Source organism: Nitrobacter sp. (assembly GCF_051535215.1).
Taxonomy (GTDB): Bacteria; Pseudomonadota; Alphaproteobacteria; order Rhizobiales; family Xanthobacteraceae; genus Nitrobacter.
Map to the genome: position 1 here is coordinate 1 of NZ_JBPPLY010000018.1, position 23,249 is coordinate 23,249.

The window sequence follows — 23,249 nt, forward strand, 5'->3', positions numbered from 1 at the left end:
CGCCCCGCCGCCCAACATCGGCGGCGGCTCCATCACGCTCGCCGTCCCCATCAGGTTCTCACGATGACCCGCTCCAAACGCTCATGTTCAATCCTGTTTGCATCCCTCCCAGCAATCGCAGCGACCGCCATGGTGCCGGTCAGCCGTGTCGTCACATCCGGTAGCGCAAACCGCCATAGATGGCTCGGCCGTAGCCCGGATTGAACAGAGCGGAGGCGGGGGTCGCGATATCCGCGGTCATCGTGCTCGAGATATAACGGGTGTCGAGCAGGTTGCGCGCTTCGACATAGCCGGACCAGCCGGGACCCGGGTCGTAACCGATCCTGAAGTTCAGCAGCGCGTAAGGGTCGATCGTCAGGCTGTTGGCGTTGTCCGCGAAGTAGGCCTTCGGCATCCACTCGACATTGGGACCGGCATAGAAACCGCCCGGATGCTTGTAGAGAACCTCAGCACGGACGGCGTGCGGCGGCGCGCCCGGCAGGCGGTTGTTGCCCCAGCGCGCGTCGCCGTCGAAAAAGAAATCGCTATAGGTATATGCGAGATTGAACCACAAGCGATCCTCCGGCGAAAAGACGGACTTGAGGAACGCGGCGCCGAGCCCGGCTTCGACGCCCTGATGCACCGTCCTGTCGGCATTGACGACGCTGCACAGGCTGTACGGCGACGTTCTCAGGCATTGCAGCTCGTGACGGATTTCCGAGCGATATAGCGCGATATCCCATGTCAGATCCGGGCGCCGGCCGCGAGTTCCGATCTCGAAGGTCGTCGCGGTCTGCGCGGTGACGTCCGAACTCGCCGGCGATGTAAACGTATTGGCGTCAAAGGTCGGCACCTCGGCGTTGCGCGAGGCGTTTGCGAACACCTGCCACGCCGGGTCGACGTCCCACAGCACACCGACCTTCGGGCTGAAGATGTCCCATGTGCGTCCGCCGGACTGGTCGCCATTCGACAGGAAGCGATCCTCCTGATCGCGCACCGCGTGCAGGAACTGGCCACCCGCGATCAGGGCGACGCTCGGCACGATGAAGAAGCTGTTCTCCGCATAAATCGAATGGTTCTGTGACTTTTGCAGCGCGGATGTCAGCAGCGCGCCCTTCACGGCATTGCCTGGGTTATCGTATTCCTTGTAGTCAATGACGCCGGCCTGAAGATTGACGCCGGCGATGAGGCGGTTGCGAAATCCGGCGATCATCCGATCGTCGGTCGCCCGGGCAAAACCGCCATAGTCGGATACGTGGTAGTCGAGATATCGATAGATCGGATGGTCGACGCGGCGCTGTTGCGTGAACACGCCGAAGTCGACGGTGGTGGGCCCGAAGCGCAATGTGGTCTTGTTGGCGAGGCGAACCGAATCGATGTTGCGCTGCTGGTCTTGCCGAACGAATTCCGAATCCGCGCTCCGGGGCGCGTTCAGCGCGACGGCCTTGGTCAACTCGCCCGGCAGGCGCTGGCGCCATGTGTTTGCGTTGATGTAGAACCTCGTTTCGGCGTCCGGCGAAAAACGGTAGCCGAAGTTTCCGCTCCCGCGTTCCATATTGCCGCTGCTGTGATCGCGGAATCCGTCTTCGCGTTGCGCCGATCCGTTGACGAACCAGTCGTATGGTCCGCTGGCGCCGCCCGTACTGAACTGCGATTTCACATAGCCGAAGCTGCCGGCGTCGAACCGCGCGTCGAAGGCGCTCGCGTTCCGGCCCGTTGGCGTGACGAAATTGATCGCGCCGCCGAGCGCGTTGGCGCCGAGCTGCAGCGCGTTGGCGCCCTTGTAAACCTCGGCATAGCGATAGGCGGTGGGATCGATCTCGAACAGGTCGAACAGGCCGTCCGCGGTATTGATCGGGATGCCGTCCATGTAAACGTTGATGCCGCGATTGCCGTAGTTGCGCGTCAGACCGGAGCCGCGGATCGACACCCGGTTGTCGATGTTCGACTTGGGCTGCGTGACGACGCCGGGGACCCAGTCGAGTACGTCCTTGATCGTGTTCGCCGGCCCGTCCTTGAATCGGGAATCGGGCACGACCGCGACGGCCCCCGGCGTACGCTCTATGGCTGCGGTCGCCTCAGCGGTGGTCGGCACCGTCAGGCTGCCGCCCCCCGCCGAGGGGGCGGATGGAACGGGCGGCCGTGAAGCTACTTGCAGCGTCGCACGCTTCGCGGCGGCCGGGTGCGGCGCGCGGGGCGTCGCCGACATCCGCTTTGTCGTTTTGGGCGCGGTTTGGACGACGATGGGCGGCAGTTGCGACTGGGCGAAAGCGGTTTCGGATACAACAAGCGCGACTGTGCTCGCGGCGCACAGCGCACGCGTAAGGCGTGACATAACAAGTCCTCCAGATGATGACGTAAGCAAAACGACGAAAGGTCGTGAGCTACGCGATCCCGGGAGGACCCTGAGGGAGGTGGGCAGAGCGTTGTTTGCTGACGACGACGCGCGCCGGGCGTGCCTGGACGGCAACGACTGTTTTGCTCGGGCGAACGAGGGCGATCGTGACGGGAGACGGCGACAGGCCGCCTATCGAGGCGAACGAGCAGATGATGCACGGGTGATGGGCGGCGTGCGTGGTGCCTGCCGGCTGATCGCCTGTTCCCTCGGGGAGGGTATGGCAGATCGCAAACGGGTCAGTCGACGCGGTAGCCGCCATCTGTGTTGCGACGGCGGTGGCAAGAAACGCCTGAAAAGCGAACACGAAGGCCGTAAAGACCCCGATCCAGCCTTGCGATTTGCGCCCTTGCCGCATCCTGCCCGCCCCTTGGCCGGCCTATAGCAACCTTGCCGCTCCGCGTAAACGTGGTGCCACGCAAGACATTGTTCGGCCCGCGCGCCGCTTGAACGTTTTGCGGGTTGCCCGCGTCTTATTCGGTATGGAAAGACTCGACCTGGAGGATGTACCTGTCTGTCGATTGTGACCTGGTTCACAAAGCCGGGCCAGGATTTCAGGTAAAGCGGCGAGTGTGATATGAATAGACGATCAGGACGTGCCGCCATGGGCTTGCGACGATATCTTGGTTTGTTCGGTTTTTTGTTGGTCGCGGTCTCGGGGCTGGTCTGTCAAGCGGCCTCGGCTGCGACCCGCGTGGCGCTGGTGATCGGCAACTCCCAATACCGCAACGTTCCGCAACTCGCCAATCCTGACAACGACGCAGCCGCTTTCGCCCAGACCATGAAACAGGCTGGCTTCGACGTGGTCGATGCGCGCCACGATCTGACCGGGGCTGACATGCGGCGGGCGCTGCGCGACTTCGGCGACAAGGCGCGCAACGCCGACATGGCGGTGATCTACTATGCCGGTCACGGCATCGAGGTGGAGGGCACGAACTATCTGATTCCTGTCGACGCAGCGCTTCAGCGCGACACCGATGTCTATGACGAGGCGGTGTCGCTCGATCGCGTGCTGGTCGCGGTCGAATCCGCCAAGCAGTTGCGGCTGGTGATTCTCGACGCGTGCCGCGACAATCCGTTCAACAAGACCATGAAAAAGGTCAGCATGCGCTCGGTCGGCCGCGGCCTCGCCAAGGTGGAGCCGACCTCGCCGAATACGCTGATCGCCTATGCGGCCAAGGCCGGCTCGACTGCCGCCGACGGCGACAACAAGAACAGCCCGTTCACCGATGCTCTGGTGCGTCATATCGCGACCCCCGGTCTCGACGTGCGCAAGGCGTTCGGCTTCGTGCGCGACGACGTGCTCAAGGTCACCAACAATCGGCAGGAGCCCTACGTCTACGGTTCGCTTGGCGGTGAGGACGTGCCGCTGGTGCCGGTCAAGGCTGCGCCTTCCGCCGTCGCTCCTGTCGCGGACGCGCGCGTCGACGTTCGCCGCGATTACGAATTGTCGCTGCAGCTAGGGACGCGTGCTGCATGGGACACGTTCCTGAAGAGCTATCCGACCGGCTTCTATGCCGATCTCGCCAAAGGTCAGATCGACAAGATCCGTGCGGAAGATGCGCGTCTTGCCGCGACCGCGAAGGCGCGCGAGACCGCGGAGGAAAAAGCCCGCCTGGCAGCCGAAGGCGCGAAACAGGGCGAAATTGCCAAGGCCGCAGCCGTTGCCAAGACCGCGGAAGACGCCAGGATCGCCGCCGAACAGGCGAAGCGGATCAAGCAGGCGAAAGTTGATGCGGCGGAGCAGTCGCGCGAGGCGGCGGAGCGCGCCGCCGACACACAGGTTTCCAAAGCGGAAGCGGCAACCTCCAACATGCAGGCCCGCGGCCCCAGTCAGGCCGGCGCACCTGCATCGTCCTCAGCGCCGTCGGCTTCACAGGCGCCGGCGCAGCAGACCGCCTCGCTGTCCCCGGCCGCGGAGCCTGTCGCGCAACCGGCCTTGTCGGCCGTTGAGATCAATAAATCGGTGCAGATCGAATTGCGGCGTGTCGGCTGCTTCAACGGATCGGCCGACGGTGAATGGGGCAAGGCATCCCGGTTGTCGCTCGAAAATTTCAATCGCCATGCCGATGCGAAGCTGGACGTGAAGGTCGCCAGTCTCGATACGCTCGGTGTCATCAAAAGCAAGACGGCGCGGGTCTGCCCGCTGATCTGCCGTCATGGCTACAAGGCCGATGGCGATGCCTGTGCCAAGATCACCTGCGGCGAGGGCAAGGTGCTCAACGACGACAACGAGTGCGTCGCGCGGAAAGAACGCAAGGTGCCTTCCGCATCGCGCGAGCGCGATAATCGTCGCCCCCGCCGCGCCGGCCGTAGCCGCTTCAACGACGAACTGGATGCGCCGCAAGCCGCCGCGCCCAGGCTGCCGAGCCGCGCGAGCGCGAAGCCGGAGCAAGGCGGCGTTGTCTGCGACGATCATACCTGCCATCCGATCAAGCGCGGCTGCCGGATCGAGTTCCGCACCACCGCGCAGGGCGGTGGCGTTCTTGGCGGTGGCAGCAATGTCGAGATTTGCCACTAGAGCCGTTCCGCTTCCGATGGAATCAGAAGCGGGGCTCTATAATTTTGATTCGACGCGTTTTCTTTACGCGAACCGGTTTTCCCTTCGCTCGAAAACGCTCTAAGCGAGCGGTCAGATCGCGCTGGCTGCAATGTTGACCATCAGCGCCAGCAGCGCCGTGTTGTAGACGAACGAGATTACGCCATGCGCCGCGGCGGTGCGGCGGATGATCTTGTCGGTGATGCCGACATCGGACACCTGCGCCGTCATCCCGATCACGAAGGAGAAGTAGACAAAATCCCAGTAGTCGGCATCCTCGTGCCGATTGCCGCTCGGAAATTGCAGACCGCCGGGTTGGGTCCCGCGATAATATTCGTGCGCGTAGTGCAGCGCGAAGGTGGTGTGTACCGCCGCCCATGACAGCGCGATGGTGAGCGTCGCCAGCCCCAGTTCCGGTCCGCTGTGGTTGTGGTCGCCGAGCTCGAACACGATCGCGGCAATGCTGGCGAATGCGCCGGTCGCGGTCACCAGCAGGATCACGAAGCGGCCGTCGTCCTGAAGCCGTGCGTTGCGGCGGATGTGGGTGAGGCCGCTGCTGAACACGACAGTGAAGACCAGGATGAGATAGAACGCGGCGAAAACGTCCCACCCGATCAGCAGTCGGGTCACCAGCCGCAGCGAATGCGGTAGCAGCAGGTATGCGACGATGCCGATGACAAGGGCAATGAAGGTGCGCGGGCGGGCATAGACCACGCGCACCGGCGCCGGCATCTTCCTGAAGCGAAGCAAGAATTCCTCGTCGGTATCCTTGCCTGCCATCGCCGCCCTCAGTTCTTGCGGTCGGCGACGAAATGCGCTGCAGCGCGCAGTACATCGCCGCGCGCGCCGAAGGCCGACAACGCCTCGTCCGCCTTCGCCAGAAGATCGCGGACGCGCTGCTTTGCGCCGTCGATGCCGAGCTGGGTGACGAAAGTGGTTTTGCCCAGCGCCGCGTCGGCACCTGCCGGTTTGCCGAGCGCAGCCGCGTCGCCTTCGACGTCGAGAAGGTCGTCGGCGATCTGGAAGGCTTCGCCGAGCGCGCGGCCGTAGGTATCGAGCGCCTGATAGTCCTTCTGTGAGGCCTGGCCGAGCAACGCGCCGGCGATGCAGCCGAAGCGGAGCAGGGCGCCGGTCTTCATCTGCTGCAAGCGCGCCACATCCACAGGCTCGCGATCTCCGAAGCGCCCCTCGCCGGCAAGATCGAGCATCTGTCCGCCGACCATGCCGCCAATGCCGGCGGCGCGCGCCAGCGCACGCGTCAGCGCTAGGCGGACAGCGGGATTCTCGTGGACCTCGTCACGGGTGATGATGTCGAAGGCGAGCGTCAGCAGTCCGTCGCCGGCGAGGATTGCGGTGGCGTCGTCGGTGGTCTTGTGCAGGGTCGGCCGTCCGCGGCGAAGGTCGCTGTTGTCCATCGCCGGCAGATCGTCATGGATCAGCGAATAACAATGAATGCATTCGAGTGCCGCACCGGCGAGCAGCGCGGCGTCGCGCGGAACTCCGAACACGGCCGAGCTTTCAACGACCAGAAACGGCCGCAGCCGTTTGCCGCCATCGAGCGAGGCATAGCGCATGGCGTCCATCAGCCGTTTCGGGCGCGCGATCTCGTCGGGCAACACCGTGTCGGCCAGCAGCTTGCCCAGCAGTGCCTCGGTCTCGTCCGCCGTCCTGTCCAGGCGTTTGGCGAAATCGGCGGTTGAAAGTCCGGACGTCATCAAGAAGAGCTCCAATAGAACACGAATAAAAAACGATCTGGGTCTCTTTCCTGTGCCATTTCGGGGGGCGCGAAGCGACGCACCCCAAATCCAGTATTCACGAATTCTTCTCGTGTTACTGGATTCCCGATAGCCGCTGATGCGGCTTTGAATGACAACTCGGCTCAACAGCCCTTTTTGGTCGATCGGGCCGGACAATCGTCCATGACACCGGCTTCGTCAATTCCGTCCGATCCGGCAGTATGCGGTTTGGCCGTGATATGATCCGGCAGAAAGGAGTTTTCGATGCCAGCTTTCGCCGGCTGCGCTGCCGTCATCCGCGGTCTGATGCATTGTGGCGGACCGGCTGAATCCGTGTGCCGGTCCATCGTCGAAGGCGTTGCGGCCTGATGCGGCGGGCGATCCGTTTCACGCTGCTGGCCGTCGTCGGCCTGCTGCTTTTGCCCTATTTGCTGACGCCACTGTACCGGACCGGCCATCCGGTCTCGATGCTGATGATATGGCGCAAGCTGTCCGGCGCACCGATGTCACGTCAGTGGATCGATTTCGCGACGATGTCGCCGGCGCTGCCACGCTCGGTGATCGCGTCGGAGGATGCCAAATTCTGCAGCCACCACGGCATCGACTGGGACTCGTTGCGGGAGGTGATCGACGATGCCGGGGACGGCGAGGTGACGCGCGGCGGGTCGACCATCACGCAGCAGGTCGCGAAAAATCTGTTCCTCTGGCCGGGACGCAGCCTGATCCGCAAGGCGCTGGAATTTCCGCTGGCGATGTGGATCGACGCCGTGGTGCCAAAGCAAAGGATCCTCGAAATCTACCTGAATATCGCCGAATGGGGTCCAAACGGGCAGTTTGGGGCCGAGGCCGGTTCCCGCTATGCTTTTGGGCGCTCCGCTGCCAGCCTGACGGCCCGGGAAGCCGCTCTCATGGCTGCGATCCTGCCCAATCCGGTCAGGCGCAGCGCCCGGAAACCCGGTCCCGGAGTACGCCGGCTGGCCGGAACCTATATGGTGCGGGCAAAGGCCGCCGAACTGCGCATTTGCTGGCGCGACAATGGCGGCTCCTGAGATTTGGGTGGCTCCTGAGGTTCGCGGTGATTTTGAAGGTTTGCAGCCCTAGCTTTGGCGCTTTCCTTCCATTATAAGCCCCAACTTACAGCATTCAGCCCACGCCTACGGGCCGGCGCGCCTGGCCACCAGGCGTCATCCGGAAAATCCGACAACAACATCCTGCAAGGACACCGACATGGCCGTTCCAAGAAGAAAAACATCGCCTTCGCGGCGTGGCATGCGCCGTTCGGCGGACGCAATCAAAAAGCCGACCTATGTCGAGGACAAGGATTCCGGCGAACTGCGACGCCCTCACCATCTCGACCTCAAGACCGGCATGTACAAGGGGCGTCAGGTTTTGAAGGCCAGAAGCGACTCCTGATCCGGCCACGTTCTCAGGGTTCGGAGCAACAGGCCGGAAATACCCGAAATAAATAGCCCGGATAAGGAGCGAGAAGGGCAGGGTGGATTCGGCGCGAATTCGACCCTCCCGCTTGAATGAAGGAGGCCTTGCCGATGTCCATGATCGGTTTCCCGCTGCTCCTTATTCCTCTCGCGATCTGCAACATCATCGTCTTCCTGATGCCGGGCGTCCTGTTGACGGAGCCCGTTTTCACATTGGCGCTGGTGTCTGGCGTGGCGTTGCCGGTGACGCTCGGTGACGTGCTGCTTGCGCTCGGCATCGTCCTTCTGCTGCTCGAGATCATCAAGAGCTCTCGTGCGGGCGGCAAATACCTCACCGACCATGTGCTGGCGCTGGTGGTGTTCGGCGCCGCTGCAGCCGAATTCGTGATGCTGCCGCAGTTCGGTTCATCGACCTATTTCATGCTGACACTGCTGGCGCTGGTCGATTTTCTGTCCGGTATCGCCTTGCGGACGCGGCGGCCGGCCCGCGCGAAGGCCGCCCCCTTGCAGCAAGCGACCGAGGTCCCGGCGTCCGAGCCGCGTTTCGACCCGCCCGTTTCCACGCCCGCATCTGCTTCGCTTCCGACGTCCGGCGGTCCAACGATCGCGTCCGTCGCCGAACCGGTTGCGAACACCACGCCAGAGACAGTGGTCGTTCATCTGGAGAGCGCCGTGGACAGGCCTCCTGACACTCCGACGGCTGAGGTCGAGCCGGGCAGCGGGACGCCGACACCTTCCGGCGAGCCGCCCAAATCCAAGCCAAACCTGCTCTGAAGGATCGGGCCAATAGAGAAGGGCGCGGACGGATCACGATTCCGGATCGATTGGATCCAGCGTCCGCGCGATCTCAAATGACGCGCAGCAGCCGCGGCGCCGTTTGCGCGTTGTCCTGTTTCTGTTCGTTCGTGGAGTGGTAGGCAGAGCGAGCAACTTGCGGCTCGGCTCGGCGCAACACCCGCGTTTGCGGGCTGTGCTGTGCCATGGCGATCAGTTGCGTGACGAAGTACGCGTCATGACGCGCCGGGGGCCGCGAAACCGGCGGATGCTCGGCCGGCGCGATGACGGTTATTTCCTTTACCTCCGCTGTTTCCGTTACCCCCGCGGCGCCTGCTCGTCTCGTCGCGAAGTCGTCGTTCCGCGCATTGACGTCCGTTGCGGCGATACGGTCGGTTTGCGTGATCTTCATTGGTATCCCACCCGGGGTGTGCTGTTTCGGGACACCACATCCGCCTTTGAGATGGACCTCGCAAGGGTCATGCCGGGGAGCTGGCGCGACCGGTTCCCCTGGTAAATGACCGGCTTTTCTGGCGTTTATAAGCTTTGACTGGCGGCAGGGAGGTCCTATGCTTCAATGGAATCACCTGTCTGCGTCCCAAAATGAGGCGACCGTGACATCCGCGACCTCACCGGCAGCCAAGTCTCCATCCAGCGCAAGCACGCCGCAGATTGCTGATGGGCCGCCCGGCCGGCCTGACGTCTCGTCTATTCTCGCCGCGCTCGGTCAGGCTGCCTTCGTCTGGGATGTGCCCAGCGATGTCATGACCTGGACCGAGGGAGCGGCATCGATCTTCAGGGATATCGAGCCTGCTTCGCTCGCAACCGGCGCCGGGCTGGCCCGGCTGATCGAGCCGTCGGGGTCGGTCCGGGCTGACATCCTGCGGGCCACAGTTCCTGAGCGGCGGCCGGAGGAGGCCGCGGTCTACCGCATCGAATACGGCGTGCGCGCCAGCGCCTCGGCGCCGATGCTCTGGATCGAGGAATCCGGCCGCTGGTTCGCCGGAGCCGACGGCAAGGCGGTGCGCGTCGAAGGCATCGTGCGGCTCGAGAACGAGCGCCGCGCCCGCGACGAGCAGCTTGTCAGGCTGTCGCAGAACGATGCCCTGACCGGCGAACTCAATCGCACGCATCTGACGGCCGCGCTGGCCGCTGCGATCGAGGAGGCGGCGCGCTATCGGTCGTCGTTCGCGTTCCTGCTGCTCGGCATCGACCATCTTGCGCGCATCAACGACGCTTTCGGCTTCGATGTCGCCGACGAGGTGATCGGCGACGTCGCGAAGCGTATTCGCACGCGCCTGCGCGGCGGCGACGTGCTCGGCCGCTTCTCCGGGAACAAGTTCGGACTGATCCTGATGAACTGCACGAGCGACGACATCAATGTCGCCGCGGAGCGGCTTCTGGCCGGCATTCGCGATGAGATCGTGCCAACCAGGTCCGGGCCGGTCTCGGTGACCGCCTCGATCGGCGCAGTCCTCGCCCCGCGTTACGCGCGCACTGCCGACGAAGCGATCAATCGCGCCCAGGAAGTTCTCGAAGCCGCCAAAAGCCGTCGCAGCGGGTCGTTCGCAGTATGGCGGCCGGATGTCGCCCGAGATGCGCAGCGGCGGACCAACATCCGGGTCACCGACGAGATCGTCACCGCGCTGAACGAGCGGCGCATCCTCACCGCATTCGAGCCGGTGGTCGATGCTCGCACGCGCGAACCGGCGTTCTATGAGTGCCTGGTGCGGATGCGCCAGCAAAACGGCCAATTCCTTCTCGCGCCAGACGTGGTGCCGGTCGCGGAGAAGCTCGGCCTGATCCGCCTGGTCGACCATCGCGTGCTCGAGCTTGTGATCGCCGAACTTGCCGCAGCGCCCGGCGTCCGGCTCAGCATCAACATCTCGCCGGAGACCACGATGGATGCCGACTGGTGGGCGGCGATCGAATCATTGATGGGCGCGCATCCCGGCGTTGCCGAACGCCTGATCGTCGAGATCACCGAAACCGTTGCGATTCAGGACATCGACGGCGTCAGGGAATTCGTCAAGCGGCTGAAGAGCTTCGGCAGCCAGATTGCGATCGACGATTTCGGTGCCGGCTACACCTCGTTCCGCAACCTGCGCAAGCTCGGGGTGGACATCGTCAAGGTCGACGGTGCGTTCGTGCAGAATATTGCAGGCTCTCCGGACGATCGGGCTTTCGTGCAGACGCTGATCGATCTGGCGCGGCGGCTCGATATCAAAACGGTGGCCGAATGGGTTCAGGACGAGCAATCCGCCGTCATGCTGCGTGACTGGGGCTGCGACTACATCCAGGGGCAGTTGATCGGTCTCGCCTCGCCGGGACGGCCCTGGAGCGGCTCCGAAGCGGCCCCCGCAGCGTAATACATGCGGCGGATGGCCTGCACGTCCGCCCGCCGGTCGTCACGTGGCGTCGATGCGGCGGAAGCCGTTCCACATGGCGGTGGCGGCGCCCGACGTCAGCACCGGCAGCACGCGCGCGGTCTGATAATTTCCGTTGAGGGAAATCCGCGGTAGCGCCGTCGAATGCTTTGCATTTTCGGGAAAGATCATGCCGGGTCGCGTGGTGACGGCTGTCTTGAAGCCGGTCGCGCTGGCAAAGGCGAACTCACGCGGCCCTGCAGCGCGGCGATCGCCATAGGGATAAGCGAGGTGGGCGACAGGACGCTGCAAGACCGCTTCGATCCGCGTCCGGCTGACGGCGATCTCATCAAGCGCTTGCTGTTCGTTTCGTTTCGCGAGGTTGCAGTGGCTGACGGTATGCGCGCCGATGGTGACCAGCGGATCGGCGGCGAAGGGCCTCAACTCGTCCCAGGATAGACACAACTCCCGGCTGACAGCGGACTCATCGACGCCATGGCGTGCGCACAATTCGCTGATCGCGGGCGCGATGTCGCGATCGTCGGGCAGGGCGCGGAGCAGATCGTGAATTTGAATGAATGCAGCTTTTTTGTTTTCAACCGTGCGGGTGTCGAGACGAATGGAGGTGTCTCCGATCGTGCTGTCGATGCGGTCGGAAATCGCGATGATCCGTTCGAGCGTGACCCACCAGATGCGGCCAGTCCCGTCCGCGAAGTCGTTCGCGACATAGACCGTGAGAGGCGCGTCGTATTCGCGCATCACTGGTAGCGCGAAGTCGCGGTTGTCGCGATAGCCGTCGTCGAAGGTGAAGCAGGCAAACCGTCGCGAGAAATCGCGTTCGCTCAAGCGGCGATGCATCTCGTCGGCGGTCACGATATCGATTCCGCGCGAGCGGACATGGGCGAGCGTCATGCGCAGGAATTCAGGGGTCACTTCCAGGTGACGATTGGGCTGGAACGGATTGTCTCGGCGCGGCCGCACGTGGTGCAGCATGAAAATCGTTCCGATGCCCGCGAACATTGGTCGCAGCAGGTGATGAGCGCCGCTGAAATACAGCGCCTCAAGCCCGGTGCGAATGACGGCGTCGCGAAGCTGCTTCATCGAGTTGATCAGCCGACCTTATTGTCGATGACGTCTTTAGCGGGAAACGGCTGAAGAAACGGTTATCCGAACCTCGGGGCCGCGGCGACGAGACTTCCGCCCTATTTCCGGTTTGACAGCCCGGCAAGGGTTTGTTTTCTCTTCATTTCCAGCACGCGGCCGGCCGAATCAGCGGCCGGCCTTGCCGGGTGAGCGCTTCAGATGCTGGCTCGGCTCGCGTGATCCGGTCCGCCCCTGAGCGGGCAAGTTTTGCGCGACACAGGATATCGAATGCGCGGATTTTTCAGGTGGAGCAGCAAATGGTGGCCGGGCGTCATTCCCCTTGTCATCCTTTGGGTGTTGGCCGCCTGGACGACCACAGGTCCGTTGGAAGCCGATCTGAGCGCGCGTGCCGACGCCGCGCTCAAGGGCAGCGTTCTCGACAAGACCACGATCAGCGCGGCCGGCCGGGACATCACGTTCTCGGCCGAGGCGTTTTCGGATCAGGAGCGCAGCAACGCGGTGGCTTCGGTCGAGGCCGTGCCGGGTGTGCGGCTCGTCAACGACCGCACCGCGCTCGTTGCCGAGGCCAAGCCGTTCGTCTGGACCATCGAACGTGGGGTCGGCAAGGTGACGCTCAGCGGCAACGCACCGTTGCCGGTCGTCAGAAATAAGCTGCTGGATGCCGCACGTACGACGTTTTCCGGCATCGACATCGCCGACCACATGAATTTGTCGCGCGGCGCCCCGCCGCGTTTCGAAACGGCGGCCGCGTTACTGATCGGCGAAATCGGCAAGCTCAAGACCGGCAAGGCCACGATGTCCGATATGGCGGTGAACCTGTCGGGCATGGCGCGCGAACTCGGCGGTCGGGAGGCGATCGCGGCGGCGCTGAAAAACCTGCCGGAGGGATATTCGGTCACCAACGACATTCATGCCCCGCCATATATCTTCGAGGCCAACAAGGATCCGGTCGCCGCGACGCTGACTTTGACCGGATATGTGCCTGACAACACCGTTCATGCCGCGATCGTCGCGTCCGCCGGCCGCAAGTTCGGCGAGAAGGTCGTCGACAAGCTCAAGGCCAGTCTCGGCGCGCCGGCGGGGTTTGATGCCGTCGTTACGCGAGCGCTCGGATCGTTGTCGCGGCTGTCGACGGGAAGACTTGTCGTCTCCGACCGGGACGTCGAGCTCTCCGGGGACGCGCTGTACGATGCGGCGGCAAGGCAGCTCCGCGCCGATTTGCCCAAGGACCTGCCGCGCGGTTGGCAGGCGAAGCTCGAAGTGTCGGTCAAACCGGCGGCGGCTCCGGTCGATCCGGCGGTCTGTCAGCAATTGTTCGCCGACCTGCTGGGCAAGCGTACGATCCAGTTCGAGACCGGCCAGGCCACGCTGGATCCGGATTCCATCGGCCTGCTGGACCGGCTGACGGAAACCGCGCTGCGCTGTCCGACGGCGACAATCGAGATCGTCGGCTATACCGACAGCGATGGCGATGCTTCGTTTAATCAGACGCTGTCCGAGCGTCGTGCGCAGGCCGTCGTGGACTATCTGGTGAAGGCCGGAATGCCTTCCGATCGTTTCAAACCGATCGGCAACGGCAGCACGCAGCCGATCGCCACCAACGATACCGAAGAGGGCAAGGCCAAGAATCGCCGCATTGACTTCATTGTGAGGCAGTAAGGATATGGTCTATCTGGCGGAGTTTCACTGGGGCTGGCTCGCTGGATCGTTTCTGCTTGGTTTCGCCATGGGCTGGATCGCGGTAGTCCATCGCGGCCGGGCGGTCTCGAAGCGGGTCGCGCAGGCGCTGTCCATATTAGTCGCAGCGCTCGTCGTCGCGGCGCTGACGCATGTGGTTCCCGGTCGGTTCGGTTACTGGCTCGACCTTGGTTTGGTAATGTTTGGAACCTATCTTGTGGGATGCGCGATAGGGTCGTGGCTGCGCGACAGGGTTGTATCGCGCCAGGCAGCCTCCGGCGAACCGCCGGGACGCTCTTGATTTGTTGAAACAATATTCTGATTTGTTGAAATAAAAGGCTTTGTTAACGCCGGCGGAATTCCACTAGGAACCAGTACAGGTTACGACGTTGTCCACGTGAATGAATGCGGAATGGCGATTGTTTCGTCGTGGACCGCAATTCGAGGTTCTCGATGCTAGGATCAATACGCAGAGCGATCTCGATTCTGCGCCGGAACCAAATCCTGCACAAGCTTGGTGTTGCGATCAGCGTCACGATCATTGTGGTCGCGTTTTACGTGCTGGTCCATATCCTCAGGGACATCGATCTCGACGAGGTTATGGAAGCTGTCCGGCGGACCGAGACGCGCTCGATCGCGCTATCGGGCTTGTTTGTCGCCGCCGGCTATTTCACGTTGACGTTCTACGACCTGTTCGCGGTTCGGGCGATCGGCGTCGCGCATATTCCTTACCGCACCGCGGCGTTCGCGGCCTTTACCAGTTATTCGGTGGGCCACAACGTCGGCGCCAGCGTCTTCACCGGCGGCGCGGTGCGTTATCGCATCTATTCCGCCTGGGGATTGAACGCGGTCGACGTCGCGAAGGTCTGTTTTCTGGCCGGTCTCACATTCTGGCTCGGCAATGCCGCCGTGCTGGGGCTTGGCGTCGCCTATCATCCGGAAGCCGCGACCAGCGTCGATCAGCTCCCTGCCTGGTTCAATCGGCTGATCGCGATCGCGATAATTCTCGGTCTGGTCGGATACATTGTCTGGGTTGGAATCCGGCCGCGTCGTGTCGGCGCCGGAGCGTGGACGGTGGTTCTGCCGGGCGGATCGCTGACGCTGCTGCAGATCCTGATCGGAATCGTCGATCTGGGGTTTTGCGCGCTCGCGATGTACGTGCTGGTTCCGGATCAGCCCAATGTCGGCTTCGTCTTTGTTGCCGTGATTTTCGTGTCCGCGACGCTGCTGGGCTTCGCCAGCCATTCGCCGGGCGGGCTCGGCGTGTTCGACGCCGCCATGCTTGTCGGTCTTTGGCAGATGGACAAGAAGGATTTGCTGGCAGGCATGCTGCTGTTCCGGCTGCTCTATTACATTGTGCCTTTCGTTATCTCCCTCATCCTGCTGACGTTCCGGGAGGTTGTCATCAGCTCGCGCATGAAGCGCGCGCGTGATGCGCAGCCGGCGCCGAGCGTCGAGCCAGCGGCTAAGGTGTCCTGCCTGGGGAAGCATGGCGACTCCGGCGCCTGACAGCATTCACGCGGCCGCGGAAGGAGCCGCTTCGCGGATGGCTGTGTCCGTTGCGAAATCTGCACCCTGGGCTGATCGGTTGCGCCGCGCGGCGCTTATTCTGCTGGTCGCCGGGCTCGTGCTCGCCGCGCTTGTCCTGTTCGGCGGCCTGCAGCCCTCTCGCGCCATCGCCGCTTTTGTCTGCATTGCCGCTGCGGCATTAGTGCCCTGGCAGGTTCACGATCCGGCCGCATCGCGCGAAACCGAACTCGGCGCCAATCCGGTGGAGACCGCGGCGGCGTATGCCATCATTGCCGGCATGCCGGACCCCAATGTCCTGCTGGACCGGGCCGGCCGCGTCATCCATCTCAATGCCGCGGCGGCGCAGCTCGTGCCGGCGCTGCGCAAGAACGAGCTCGCGCAATTCGCGCTGCGGTCACCTGAGATCGTCACGGCGTTGCGTGAGGCGATCGCAACACGGGAGACGCGGCGGGCGACCTATCTCAATCATGTTCCGGTCGATCGCTGGATGGAATTGATCATCACGCCGGTTCCGGTGCCGACCGCGTTCGGCGGCATCGATCACTGCATGCTGTTGACGTTCCACGATCAGACGCCGTTGCGCCGGGTCGAGGAAATGCGCGCCGACTTCGTCGCCAATGCAAGCCACGAGTTGCGCACGCCGTTGGCGGCATTGTCAGGCTTCATCGACACGCTGCAGGGCCCGGCACGCGACGACCCAGGCGCTCGCGACCGCTTTCTCGGCATCATGCACGCTCAGGCAACGCGCATGGCGCGGCTGATCGACGATTTGCTGTCGCTGTCGCGGGTCGAACTGTCGGCGCATGTGCGGCCGGACGCGCTTGTCGATCTCATTCCGATCGTGCGCCAGGTCGTCGACGGACTCGAGCCGCTGGCCGTGGAGCGTCAGGTCGACATCGAGGTCGCATTGCCCGACACGCCGGTGATGATCGCCGGCGATCGTGAGGAGTTGCTGCGGCTGTTCGAGAATCTGATCGAGAATGCGCTGAAGTACGGCGCGTCGGGCGGCAAGATCGTGGTGTCGTCGATGATGGATGCGGCGCCCGACGGCGTCCCGGAATTCCGGGTGGTGGTGCGGGACTTCGGTCCCGGCATCGCACCCGAGCACTTGCCGCGCCTCACCGAACGTTTCTATCGCGTCGATGTCGGCGACAGCCGCGCTCAGGGCGGCACTGGCCTCGGCCTGTCTCTGGTGAAACATATCCTGAACCGTCATCACGGCCGCCTGCTGATCGAAAGCGTGCCCGGCCATGGCGCGACGTTCACGGCGGGTTTTCCACTGGCGCCGGCGATTTCCCCCGCCTGAAGGTCAATGGTTGCAACGGCTTGCCGCTGTCATCCGGCTGTCGTCAAACCTTCGTAAAAGCAGCATCGACCGCGCTTAGACGGACGTCATGAGCGCATCTGCGCTCTGCTCGATACGATGGAGACCACACATGAATTTCTTCAAGGCCATCGCCGCCGCCGGCCTCGTTGCCGCCTCGGCGTCCGCCTTTTCGCTTCCGGCGAGGGCGGCTGACATCACCGGCGCGGGCGCGACCTTCCCGTTCCCGGTCTATTCGAAATGGGCCGATGCCTACAAGAAAGAGACCGGCAACGGCCTGAACTACCAGTCGATCGGGTCGGGCGCCGGCATCAAGCAGATCCTCGCCAGGACCGTGACCTTCGGCGCGACCGATGCGCCGCTGAAAGCCGACAAGCTCGACAAGGACGGCCTTTTGCAGTGGCCGATGGTGATGGGCGCGATCGTCCCCGTCGTGAATGTCGAAGGGGTGAGGCCCGGTGAACTGGTGCTTTCGGGCGAATTGCTTGGCGACATCTATCTCGGCAAGGTCACCAGGTGGGACGACCCTGCGATCGCAAAGCTCAACCCGAAACTCAAGCTGCCCTCGGCTGCGATCGCCGTCGTACATCGTTCAGACGGATCGGGCACCTCGTTCAACTTCACCAACTACCTGTCCAAGGTGAATGCCGAGTGGAAATCCAAGGTCGGCGAGGGCACCGCGGTCGAGTGGCCGGTGGGCGTCGGCGCCAAGGGTAACGAAGGCGTCTCCGGCAATGTCGGCCAGACCCGGAACTCGATCGGCTATGTCGAGTATGCCTATGCCAAGCAGAACAAGCTGGTCTACGCCTCACTCATCAACAAGGCCGGCAAGACGGTGCGGCCGACCGTTGCCTCTTTCCAGGCCGCGGCCGCTAACGCCGACTGGGCCCATGCGCCGGGCTACTACGTGATCCTGACCGATCAGTCGGGTGAGGCTTCCTGGCCGATCACCGCGGCGACGTTCATCCTGATGCAGAAGGAGCCGGTCGACAGAGCGGCCTCCGCCGAGGCCATCAAGTTCTTCAAATGGTCGTTCGAGAAGGGCGGCAAGATGGCCGAGGAACTGGACTACATCCCGATGCCGGAGTCGGTCGTCAAGCAGATCGAGACAACCTGGACCTCCGAGATCAAGAGCTGATCTAGGCTGTGGAGGAGTGCCATGGCGCTCCTCCATTTTTCAGGAGCCCTTGCACGACGATGTTTCCACGTCTGCCGGATGTCATGGATAGCAGGAAATAGGGGACAGGCGTGGCGGAAATGACCGTTCATGGCAGCGCGATAGAGCAGGCGGGCTTTCATGACCGCACCAGCGCGCTAAACGCCTTCAGGCTCGGCGACAAGGCGTTCTACTGGACCACGCGGATCTGCGCGATTCTGGTTCTGTTGTTGCTCGGCGGGATCATTGTTTCGCTGATGGTCGGGTCATGGCCCGCAATCGTGGAGTTCGGAAGCGCGTTCCTGACGACTCAGCGCTGGGCGCCGTCCGCCGAGTCGCCGGTGCTGGGTGCGCTGAGCCCGCTCTATGGCACGATCCTGACCTCGGTCATCGCCATGACGATCGCCATTCCGGTCGGCATCGGCATCGCGATTTTCCTCACCGAACTGTGCCCGCTGTGGGCGCGCAGGCCGATCGGCATGGCGATCGAACTGCTCGCGGGCATTCCCTCCATCATTTACGGCATGTGGGGTTTTTTCATCCTCGGCCCGTTTCTCGCAAATACGGTGCAGCCCTTCTTCATCGACGTGTTCGCAGGCGTGCCCGTCCTCGGCTCGATCTTTGGCGGTCCGCCGTCCTATCTGAGCCTGTTCAACGCCTCGCTGATCCTCGCGATCATGGTGCTGCCGTTCATCACCGCGATCTCGCGCGACGTGTTCGCAACCGTACCGCCGGTCCTGAAAGAGGCGGCCTATGGCGTCGGCTGCACCACCTGGGAAGTCGTGCGTCACGTCGTGCTGCCCTATACGCGCGTCGGCGTCATCGGCGGCGTCATGCTGGCGCTCGGCCGCGCGCTCGGCGAGACGATGGCGGTGACGTTCATCATCGGCAACTCGTTTCGCATTACGCCGTCGATCTTCGCGCCGGGCACCACGATCTCCGCAGCGATCGCCAGCGAGTTTGCCGAAAGCGACGGCCTGCATCAGTCGAGCCTGATGCTGCTCGGCCTCTTGTTGTTCGTGCTGACGTTCTTCGTGCTCACGGTGGCGCGCTTGATGCTGCTGCGGCTGGAGAAGAAGGCGGGGAAATAGGCATGATCCGAGAAAACGAAAAGCGGCCTTTCCGGACGAACGAATTCGTTTGTTCAGAGATCGCAACTGTTCGGGTGAAGCCATGAATCCGATTTATGTGTCCCGCCGCCGCCGGGACATCGTCGTCCGCGCTTTGTGCTTTGCCGCCGCTGCCTTCGGCGTCTCCTGGCTCGGGTTCATCCTGTTCACGCTGTTCTACAATGGCCTGGCCGGGATGAGCTGGCAGATCTTCACGCAGAACACGCCGCCGCCCGGCGCTTCCGAGGGCGGGCTCCTGAATGCCATCGTCGGCTCCGTCATCATGACCGTGATCGGGGTCGGCGTCGGCGCGCCGGTCGGTATGTTTGCGGGCACCTATCTTGCCGAATACGGCAGGCACGATCGCCTCTCGCCGGTGATCCGCTTTATCAACGATATCCTTCTCAGTGCGCCGTCGATCATCATCGGCCTGTTCATCTACGGCGCGGTCGTGGTGCCGATGGGAGGCTTCTCGGCGCTCGCGGGTTCGCTCGCGCTCGCGGTAATCGTCATTCCCGTCGTGGTGCGCACCACGGAGGATATGCTGAACCTGGTGCCGAACTCGCTGCGCGAGGCGGCCTCCGCGCTTGGACTGCCGCGCTCGCTCGTCATCAGGCGCATCGCCTATCGTGCCGCGCGGGCGGGACTGATCACAGGAGTGCTGCTTGCGACCGCACGCGTAGCCGGCGAGACCGCGCCATTATTGTTCACGGCGCTGAGCAACCAGTTCTTCAGCGTGGATCTGACTCACACAATCGCGAACCTTCCTGTCACCATCAACAATTTCGTGCAAAGCCCCTACGCCTATTGGAAGGATCTGGCGTGGAGCGGAGCGCTGCTGATTACGCTGGCCGTGCTGGCGCTGAATATTGGTGCGAGGTTGATCGGCTCTGAGAGGACCGCAAAATGACCGACGTTTCCGCTGCCATCTCCACGCGTGCGACCGCTCCGGCATCGTTTATCGATCTCGACGCTGCGGCCAAGATCGCCGTCCGTAACCTCAATTTCTATTACGGCCAGCACCATGCGCTGAAGAACATCAACCTGTCGATCGCCGCCAACCGCGTCACGGCCTTCATCGGTCCTTCGGGTTGCGGCAAATCGACCCTGCTTCGCATCTTCAACCGCATGTACGACCTCTATCCGGGCCAGCGCGTCGAAGGCCAGGTGCTGCTGGACGACACCAATATCCTGGACCCCAGGCTCGATCTCAATCTCCTGCGCGCGCGGGTCGGCATGGTGTTCCAGAAGCCGACGCCGTTCCCGATGACGATCTATGAAAACATCGCGTTCGGCATCCGCCTGTACGAGAAACTGCCGAAATCGGAGATGGATGGTCGGGTGGAAAGGGCGCTGCGCAACAGCGCCTTGTGGAACGAGGTCAAGGACAAGCTCAACGCCAGCGGGCTCAGCCTCTCCGGCGGCCAGCAGCAGCGGTTGTGCATCGCGCGGACAGTTGCGGTGCGGCCGGAGGTGATCCTGTTCGACGAGCCGTGCTCGGCGCTCGATCCGATCTCCACCGCCAAGGTCGAGGAACTGATCGACGAACTCAAGGATCAATACACCATCGCGATCGTCACCCATAACATGCAGCAGGCGGCGCGCGTCTCCGATTCCACCGCCTTCATGTATCTCGGCGAAATGGTCGAGTTCGGACCGACCAACAAGCTCTTCACGTCGCCTGCCGACCGCCGCACCCAGGATTACATCACAGGCCGCTTCGGCTGACGCTACGCGCGCATGCGCGGGGAGAATTGAAATGGCTTTCGAACACACCGCCAGGGCTTTCGACGACGATCTGCAGGAGTTGACGCGGCTCGTTTCCGAGATGGGTGGTCTTGCCGAGCGGCAGATTGTAGAGTCCGTGGATGCATTGATCCGTCGCGACACCGCGCTCGGCGCGCGCGTCGTCGACACCGACGCCGAGATCGATCGATTGCAGCGCATGATCGAGGAGCGTGCGGTACGCACCATCGCGCGGCGGCAACCGATGGCGGTGGACCTGCGCGCGATCGTCGGCGCCATGCGGGTCGCCATCGATCTGGAGCGGATCGGCGATCTCGCCAAGAACATCGGCAAGCGCGTGGTCGCGCTCGACAGCGATTTCCATCCCCTGAAGCTGATCCGCGGTCTGGAGCACATGACCGACCTCGTGCAGTCCCAGGTCAAATCGGTGCTCGACGCCTATGCGGCGCACGACCTGCCGTCGGCGATGGCGGTCTGGAAGGGGGACGAGGAGGTGGACGCCATCTGCACCTCTTTGTTCCGCGAACTCCTGACCTACATGATGGAAGACCCGCGCAATATCGGGTTATGCATCCACCTGATGTTCTGCGCCAAGAACATCGAGCGGATCGGGGATCACGCCACCAATATCGCGGAGACCGTTTTTTATATGATCGAGGGCCAGCAGATGCTCGACAAGCGTCCCAAGGGCGATATGACGGGATTTGCGTCGGTTTCGGGAAATTGAAACGGCAGCAGGCGGACACCAATGACTGCACGCATTCTGGTTGTCGAGGACGAGGAGGCGCTGACCACGCTTTTGCGATACAACCTCGAGGCCGAGGGTTACGAGGTCGAAGCGGTGGCGCGTGGCGACGAAGCCGATACGTGGCTGAAGGAGCGCATCCCCGACCTTGTGGTGCTAGACTGGATGCTGCCGGGTCTGTCCGGCATCGAACTGTGCCGCCGCCTGCGGGCGCGTCCCGAGACCAGGCAGCTTCCGATCATCATGCTGACTGCCCGCGGCGAGGAGAGCGAGCGGGTGCGGGGGCTTGCGACCGGCGCCGACGACTACGTCGTCAAGCCGTTCTCGGTGCCCGAGCTTCTGGCGCGGGTGAAGGGGCTGTTACGGCGCGCGAGCCCGGAGCGGCTCGCGACGATCCTGAGCTTTGGCGACATCGAACTCGACCGCGACAAGCACCGCGTCTGGCGTTCCGGCCGGCAGGTCGATCTCGGTCCGACCGAGTATCGGCTGCTGGAATTCTTCCTCGAGCATCCCGGCCGGGTGTTCAGCCGCGAGCAACTGCTCGACAGCGTCTGGGGCCGCGACATCTACATCGACGAGCGCACCGTGGACGTTCACATCGGCCGGCTGCGCAAGCTACTCAATCCCGATGGCGGGCCTGATCCGATCCGCACTGTGCGCGGCGCTGGCTACGCGCTGGACGAGCAGTTTGCGAAGGCGGCTGAGTAAATCGCCGTCTCCCACTGCGAACGCATAGGCCGGGAACATCTCTGTTTTGATAGGAGGCGATCAGCGCTGTCGTGATAACGGCGGCAGTGCTCATGGGTCCCTGCGTTCAGGCAGGGAAGACATCATGCAAGCCGTTTACCGCGCCTTCGGCGAGTGCCGGCGCCGGTCTGCGGCCGGCTGATAGGCGATGCGCGAGTGGTGCGCGCAGTAGGGCAGGCCGGAGAGCGCCTTGCCGCCGCAGAAGAAGAAATCCGGTGTCGAGGGATCGCCGACCGGCCAGTGGCAGGTGGCTTCGCTGAGTTCGAGCAGCGACAGCCGCTGGCTCATCGGCACCACATTGTCGTAGGCGATCGGATCCGGCTCGAGCTCGACCTCGAAGGCATGCGCGAGCGCGGTGTTGCCGCGGGAAACGGGACGTGACACCCGCATCATGTGCTGGGCCGGACGGGCCTTGCGCGGCCGTGGAACCGCTGATGAAGGGCTTTTGGCGCGGCCCGACAGACCGAGCCGGTGTACCTTGCCGATTACCGCATTGCGCGTCACGTTGCCGAGTTCGGCGGCGATCTGACTTGCGGAGAGACCCGCCTCCCAAAGCTTTTTCAGTTGCTCGACGCGGTCGTCGGTCCAGGTTATCACCGTCATCGCACGTTTCCCTTGTGTCACGCGTGCCTGCGCTAAGGCCGCACCTGAAAGCGTTCCCCTGAAAACCCGTGTGGGCAGAATCCCTTAGCCCTCGCCGGGCGGAAAAATCGCCAGGACGCTTACGCCGAGAACAGGGACCTTCGAGGATCAAAAACGCCGCACGAGATGTCGTATCCGACGGCTCTAACGCTACAATATGGCGTGACTCACGCGCAAGAGTCCGGCCCGGCAGCGTCCACATGTTCTACCAAAAAATCGAAAAATCGGTGCTTTATGCGACTTT

At 63.3% G+C, this 23,249-nt stretch carries 22 protein-coding genes; 15 read left to right on the forward strand and 7 right to left on the reverse strand.

Annotation, left to right across the window (positions count from 1 at the left end; translation table 11 throughout):
- Positions 1-151: 151 nt before the first annotated feature.
- Both ACS3WB_RS14070 and ACS3WB_RS14075 read right to left on the reverse strand, forming a co-directional pair.
- Positions 152-2,314, reverse strand: a complete 2,163-nt coding sequence (locus ACS3WB_RS14070) for a TonB-dependent receptor family protein (protein ID WP_438276117.1) — start codon at positions 2,312-2,314, stop codon at positions 152-154.
- 49 nt (positions 2,315-2,363) lie between these two features.
- Positions 2,364-2,732, reverse strand: coding sequence for a DUF2946 family protein (locus tag ACS3WB_RS14075; protein WP_438276118.1), 369 nt, complete (start codon positions 2,730-2,732; stop codon positions 2,364-2,366).
- A 246-nt stretch (positions 2,733-2,978) separates the two neighbouring features.
- Here ACS3WB_RS14075 and ACS3WB_RS14080 point away from each other — a divergent pair, with 246 nt between their 5' ends.
- Entirely contained in the window at positions 2,979-4,895 is a 1,917-nt protein-coding gene (locus ACS3WB_RS14080; protein ID WP_438276119.1) for a caspase family protein, read from the forward strand.
- Between the two features lie 111 nt (positions 4,896-5,006).
- Here ACS3WB_RS14080 and ACS3WB_RS14085 read toward each other — a convergent pair whose 3' ends face one another.
- Together ACS3WB_RS14085 and ACS3WB_RS14090 are read right to left on the reverse strand one after the other, a co-directional pair.
- Positions 5,007-5,693: a DUF1345 domain-containing protein gene (locus tag ACS3WB_RS14085; protein WP_438276120.1), complete on the reverse strand. Its 687-nt coding sequence runs from the start codon at positions 5,691-5,693 to the stop codon at positions 5,007-5,009.
- 8 nt (positions 5,694-5,701) lie between these two features.
- Positions 5,702-6,628, reverse strand: a complete 927-nt coding sequence (locus ACS3WB_RS14090; protein WP_438276121.1) for a polyprenyl synthetase family protein — start codon at positions 6,626-6,628, stop codon at positions 5,702-5,704.
- 389 nt (positions 6,629-7,017) lie between these two features.
- Here ACS3WB_RS14090 and mtgA point away from each other — a divergent pair, with 389 nt between their 5' ends.
- The 3 genes from mtgA (at position 7,018) to ACS3WB_RS14105 (ending at position 8,859) form a co-directional block, all read left to right on the forward strand.
- Positions 7,018-7,698, forward strand: a complete 681-nt coding sequence (mtgA, locus tag ACS3WB_RS14095) for a monofunctional biosynthetic peptidoglycan transglycosylase (protein WP_438276122.1) — start codon at positions 7,018-7,020, stop codon at positions 7,696-7,698.
- A 178-nt stretch (positions 7,699-7,876) separates the two neighbouring features.
- A complete protein-coding gene (rpmF, locus tag ACS3WB_RS14100; protein WP_438276123.1) occupies positions 7,877-8,062 on the forward strand; it encodes a 50S ribosomal protein L32 in 186 nt (61 codons plus the stop codon).
- Positions 8,063-8,196: 134 nt separating this feature from the next.
- Positions 8,197-8,859: a hypothetical protein gene (locus ACS3WB_RS14105; RefSeq protein ID WP_438276124.1), complete on the forward strand. Its 663-nt coding sequence runs from the start codon at positions 8,197-8,199 to the stop codon at positions 8,857-8,859.
- A gap of 73 nt (positions 8,860-8,932) precedes the next feature.
- On the opposite strand, the gene ACS3WB_RS14110 is transcribed toward ACS3WB_RS14105, so the two are convergent.
- Complete coding sequence (locus ACS3WB_RS14110; RefSeq protein ID WP_438276125.1) at positions 8,933-9,271, reverse strand: hypothetical protein; 339 nt, start codon at positions 9,269-9,271, stop codon at positions 8,933-8,935.
- Between the two features lie 259 nt (positions 9,272-9,530).
- Between ACS3WB_RS14110 and ACS3WB_RS14115 the strand changes: the two genes are divergently transcribed.
- Positions 9,531-11,228, forward strand: a complete 1,698-nt coding sequence (locus ACS3WB_RS14115) for an EAL domain-containing protein (protein WP_438276156.1) — start codon at positions 9,531-9,533, stop codon at positions 11,226-11,228.
- Between the two features lie 39 nt (positions 11,229-11,267).
- Here ACS3WB_RS14115 and ACS3WB_RS14120 read toward each other — a convergent pair whose 3' ends face one another.
- Entirely contained in the window at positions 11,268-12,326 is a 1,059-nt protein-coding gene (locus tag ACS3WB_RS14120) for a polysaccharide deacetylase family protein (protein ID WP_438276126.1), read from the reverse strand.
- 270 nt (positions 12,327-12,596) lie between these two features.
- On the opposite strand from ACS3WB_RS14120, the gene ACS3WB_RS14125 reads away from it, so the two are divergent.
- The 10 genes from ACS3WB_RS14125 (at position 12,597) to phoB (ending at position 22,324) form a co-directional block, all read left to right on the forward strand.
- Positions 12,597-13,988 carry an OmpA family protein gene (locus ACS3WB_RS14125; protein WP_438276127.1) on the forward strand — a complete coding sequence of 464 codons (1,392 nt, stop codon included), beginning with the start codon at positions 12,597-12,599 and terminating at the stop codon, positions 13,986-13,988.
- 4 nt (positions 13,989-13,992) lie between these two features.
- Entirely contained in the window at positions 13,993-14,307 is a 315-nt protein-coding gene (locus ACS3WB_RS14130) for a hypothetical protein (RefSeq protein ID WP_438276128.1), read from the forward strand.
- Positions 14,308-14,459: 152 nt separating this feature from the next.
- Positions 14,460-15,515 carry a UPF0104 family protein gene (locus ACS3WB_RS14135; RefSeq protein ID WP_438276129.1) on the forward strand — a complete coding sequence of 352 codons (1,056 nt, stop codon included), beginning with the start codon at positions 14,460-14,462 and terminating at the stop codon, positions 15,513-15,515.
- Positions 15,516-15,552: 37 nt separating this feature from the next.
- Positions 15,553-16,842 carry an ATP-binding protein gene (locus tag ACS3WB_RS14140; RefSeq protein WP_438276130.1) on the forward strand — a complete coding sequence of 430 codons (1,290 nt, stop codon included), beginning with the start codon at positions 15,553-15,555 and terminating at the stop codon, positions 16,840-16,842.
- Positions 16,843-16,972: 130 nt separating this feature from the next.
- A complete protein-coding gene (pstS, locus tag ACS3WB_RS14145) occupies positions 16,973-17,998 on the forward strand; it encodes a phosphate ABC transporter substrate-binding protein PstS (protein ID WP_438276131.1) in 1,026 nt (341 codons plus the stop codon).
- Positions 17,999-18,117: 119 nt separating this feature from the next.
- Positions 18,118-19,107, forward strand: coding sequence for a phosphate ABC transporter permease subunit PstC (pstC, locus tag ACS3WB_RS14150; RefSeq protein WP_438276157.1), 990 nt, complete (start codon positions 18,118-18,120; stop codon positions 19,105-19,107).
- Positions 19,108-19,189: 82 nt separating this feature from the next.
- Positions 19,190-20,035 carry a phosphate ABC transporter permease PstA gene (gene pstA, locus ACS3WB_RS14155; protein WP_438276132.1) on the forward strand — a complete coding sequence of 282 codons (846 nt, stop codon included), beginning with the start codon at positions 19,190-19,192 and terminating at the stop codon, positions 20,033-20,035.
- Entirely contained in the window at positions 20,032-20,853 is an 822-nt protein-coding gene (pstB, locus tag ACS3WB_RS14160; RefSeq protein ID WP_438276133.1) for a phosphate ABC transporter ATP-binding protein PstB, read from the forward strand. Before pstA ends, pstB begins: the two co-directional genes overlap by 4 nt.
- Positions 20,854-20,884: 31 nt before the next feature.
- Positions 20,885-21,598: a phosphate signaling complex protein PhoU gene (phoU, locus tag ACS3WB_RS14165; RefSeq protein ID WP_438276134.1), complete on the forward strand. Its 714-nt coding sequence runs from the start codon at positions 20,885-20,887 to the stop codon at positions 21,596-21,598.
- 21 nt (positions 21,599-21,619) lie between these two features.
- Positions 21,620-22,324 (forward strand): phosphate regulon transcriptional regulator PhoB, encoded by a 705-nt coding sequence (phoB, locus tag ACS3WB_RS14170; RefSeq protein ID WP_438276135.1) that lies wholly within the window; start codon positions 21,620-21,622, stop codon positions 22,322-22,324.
- Between the two features lie 135 nt (positions 22,325-22,459).
- On the opposite strand, the gene ACS3WB_RS14175 is transcribed toward phoB, so the two are convergent.
- A complete protein-coding gene (locus ACS3WB_RS14175; RefSeq protein ID WP_438276136.1) occupies positions 22,460-22,966 on the reverse strand; it encodes a GcrA family cell cycle regulator in 507 nt (168 codons plus the stop codon).
- Between the last annotated feature and the right edge of the window lie 283 nt (positions 22,967-23,249).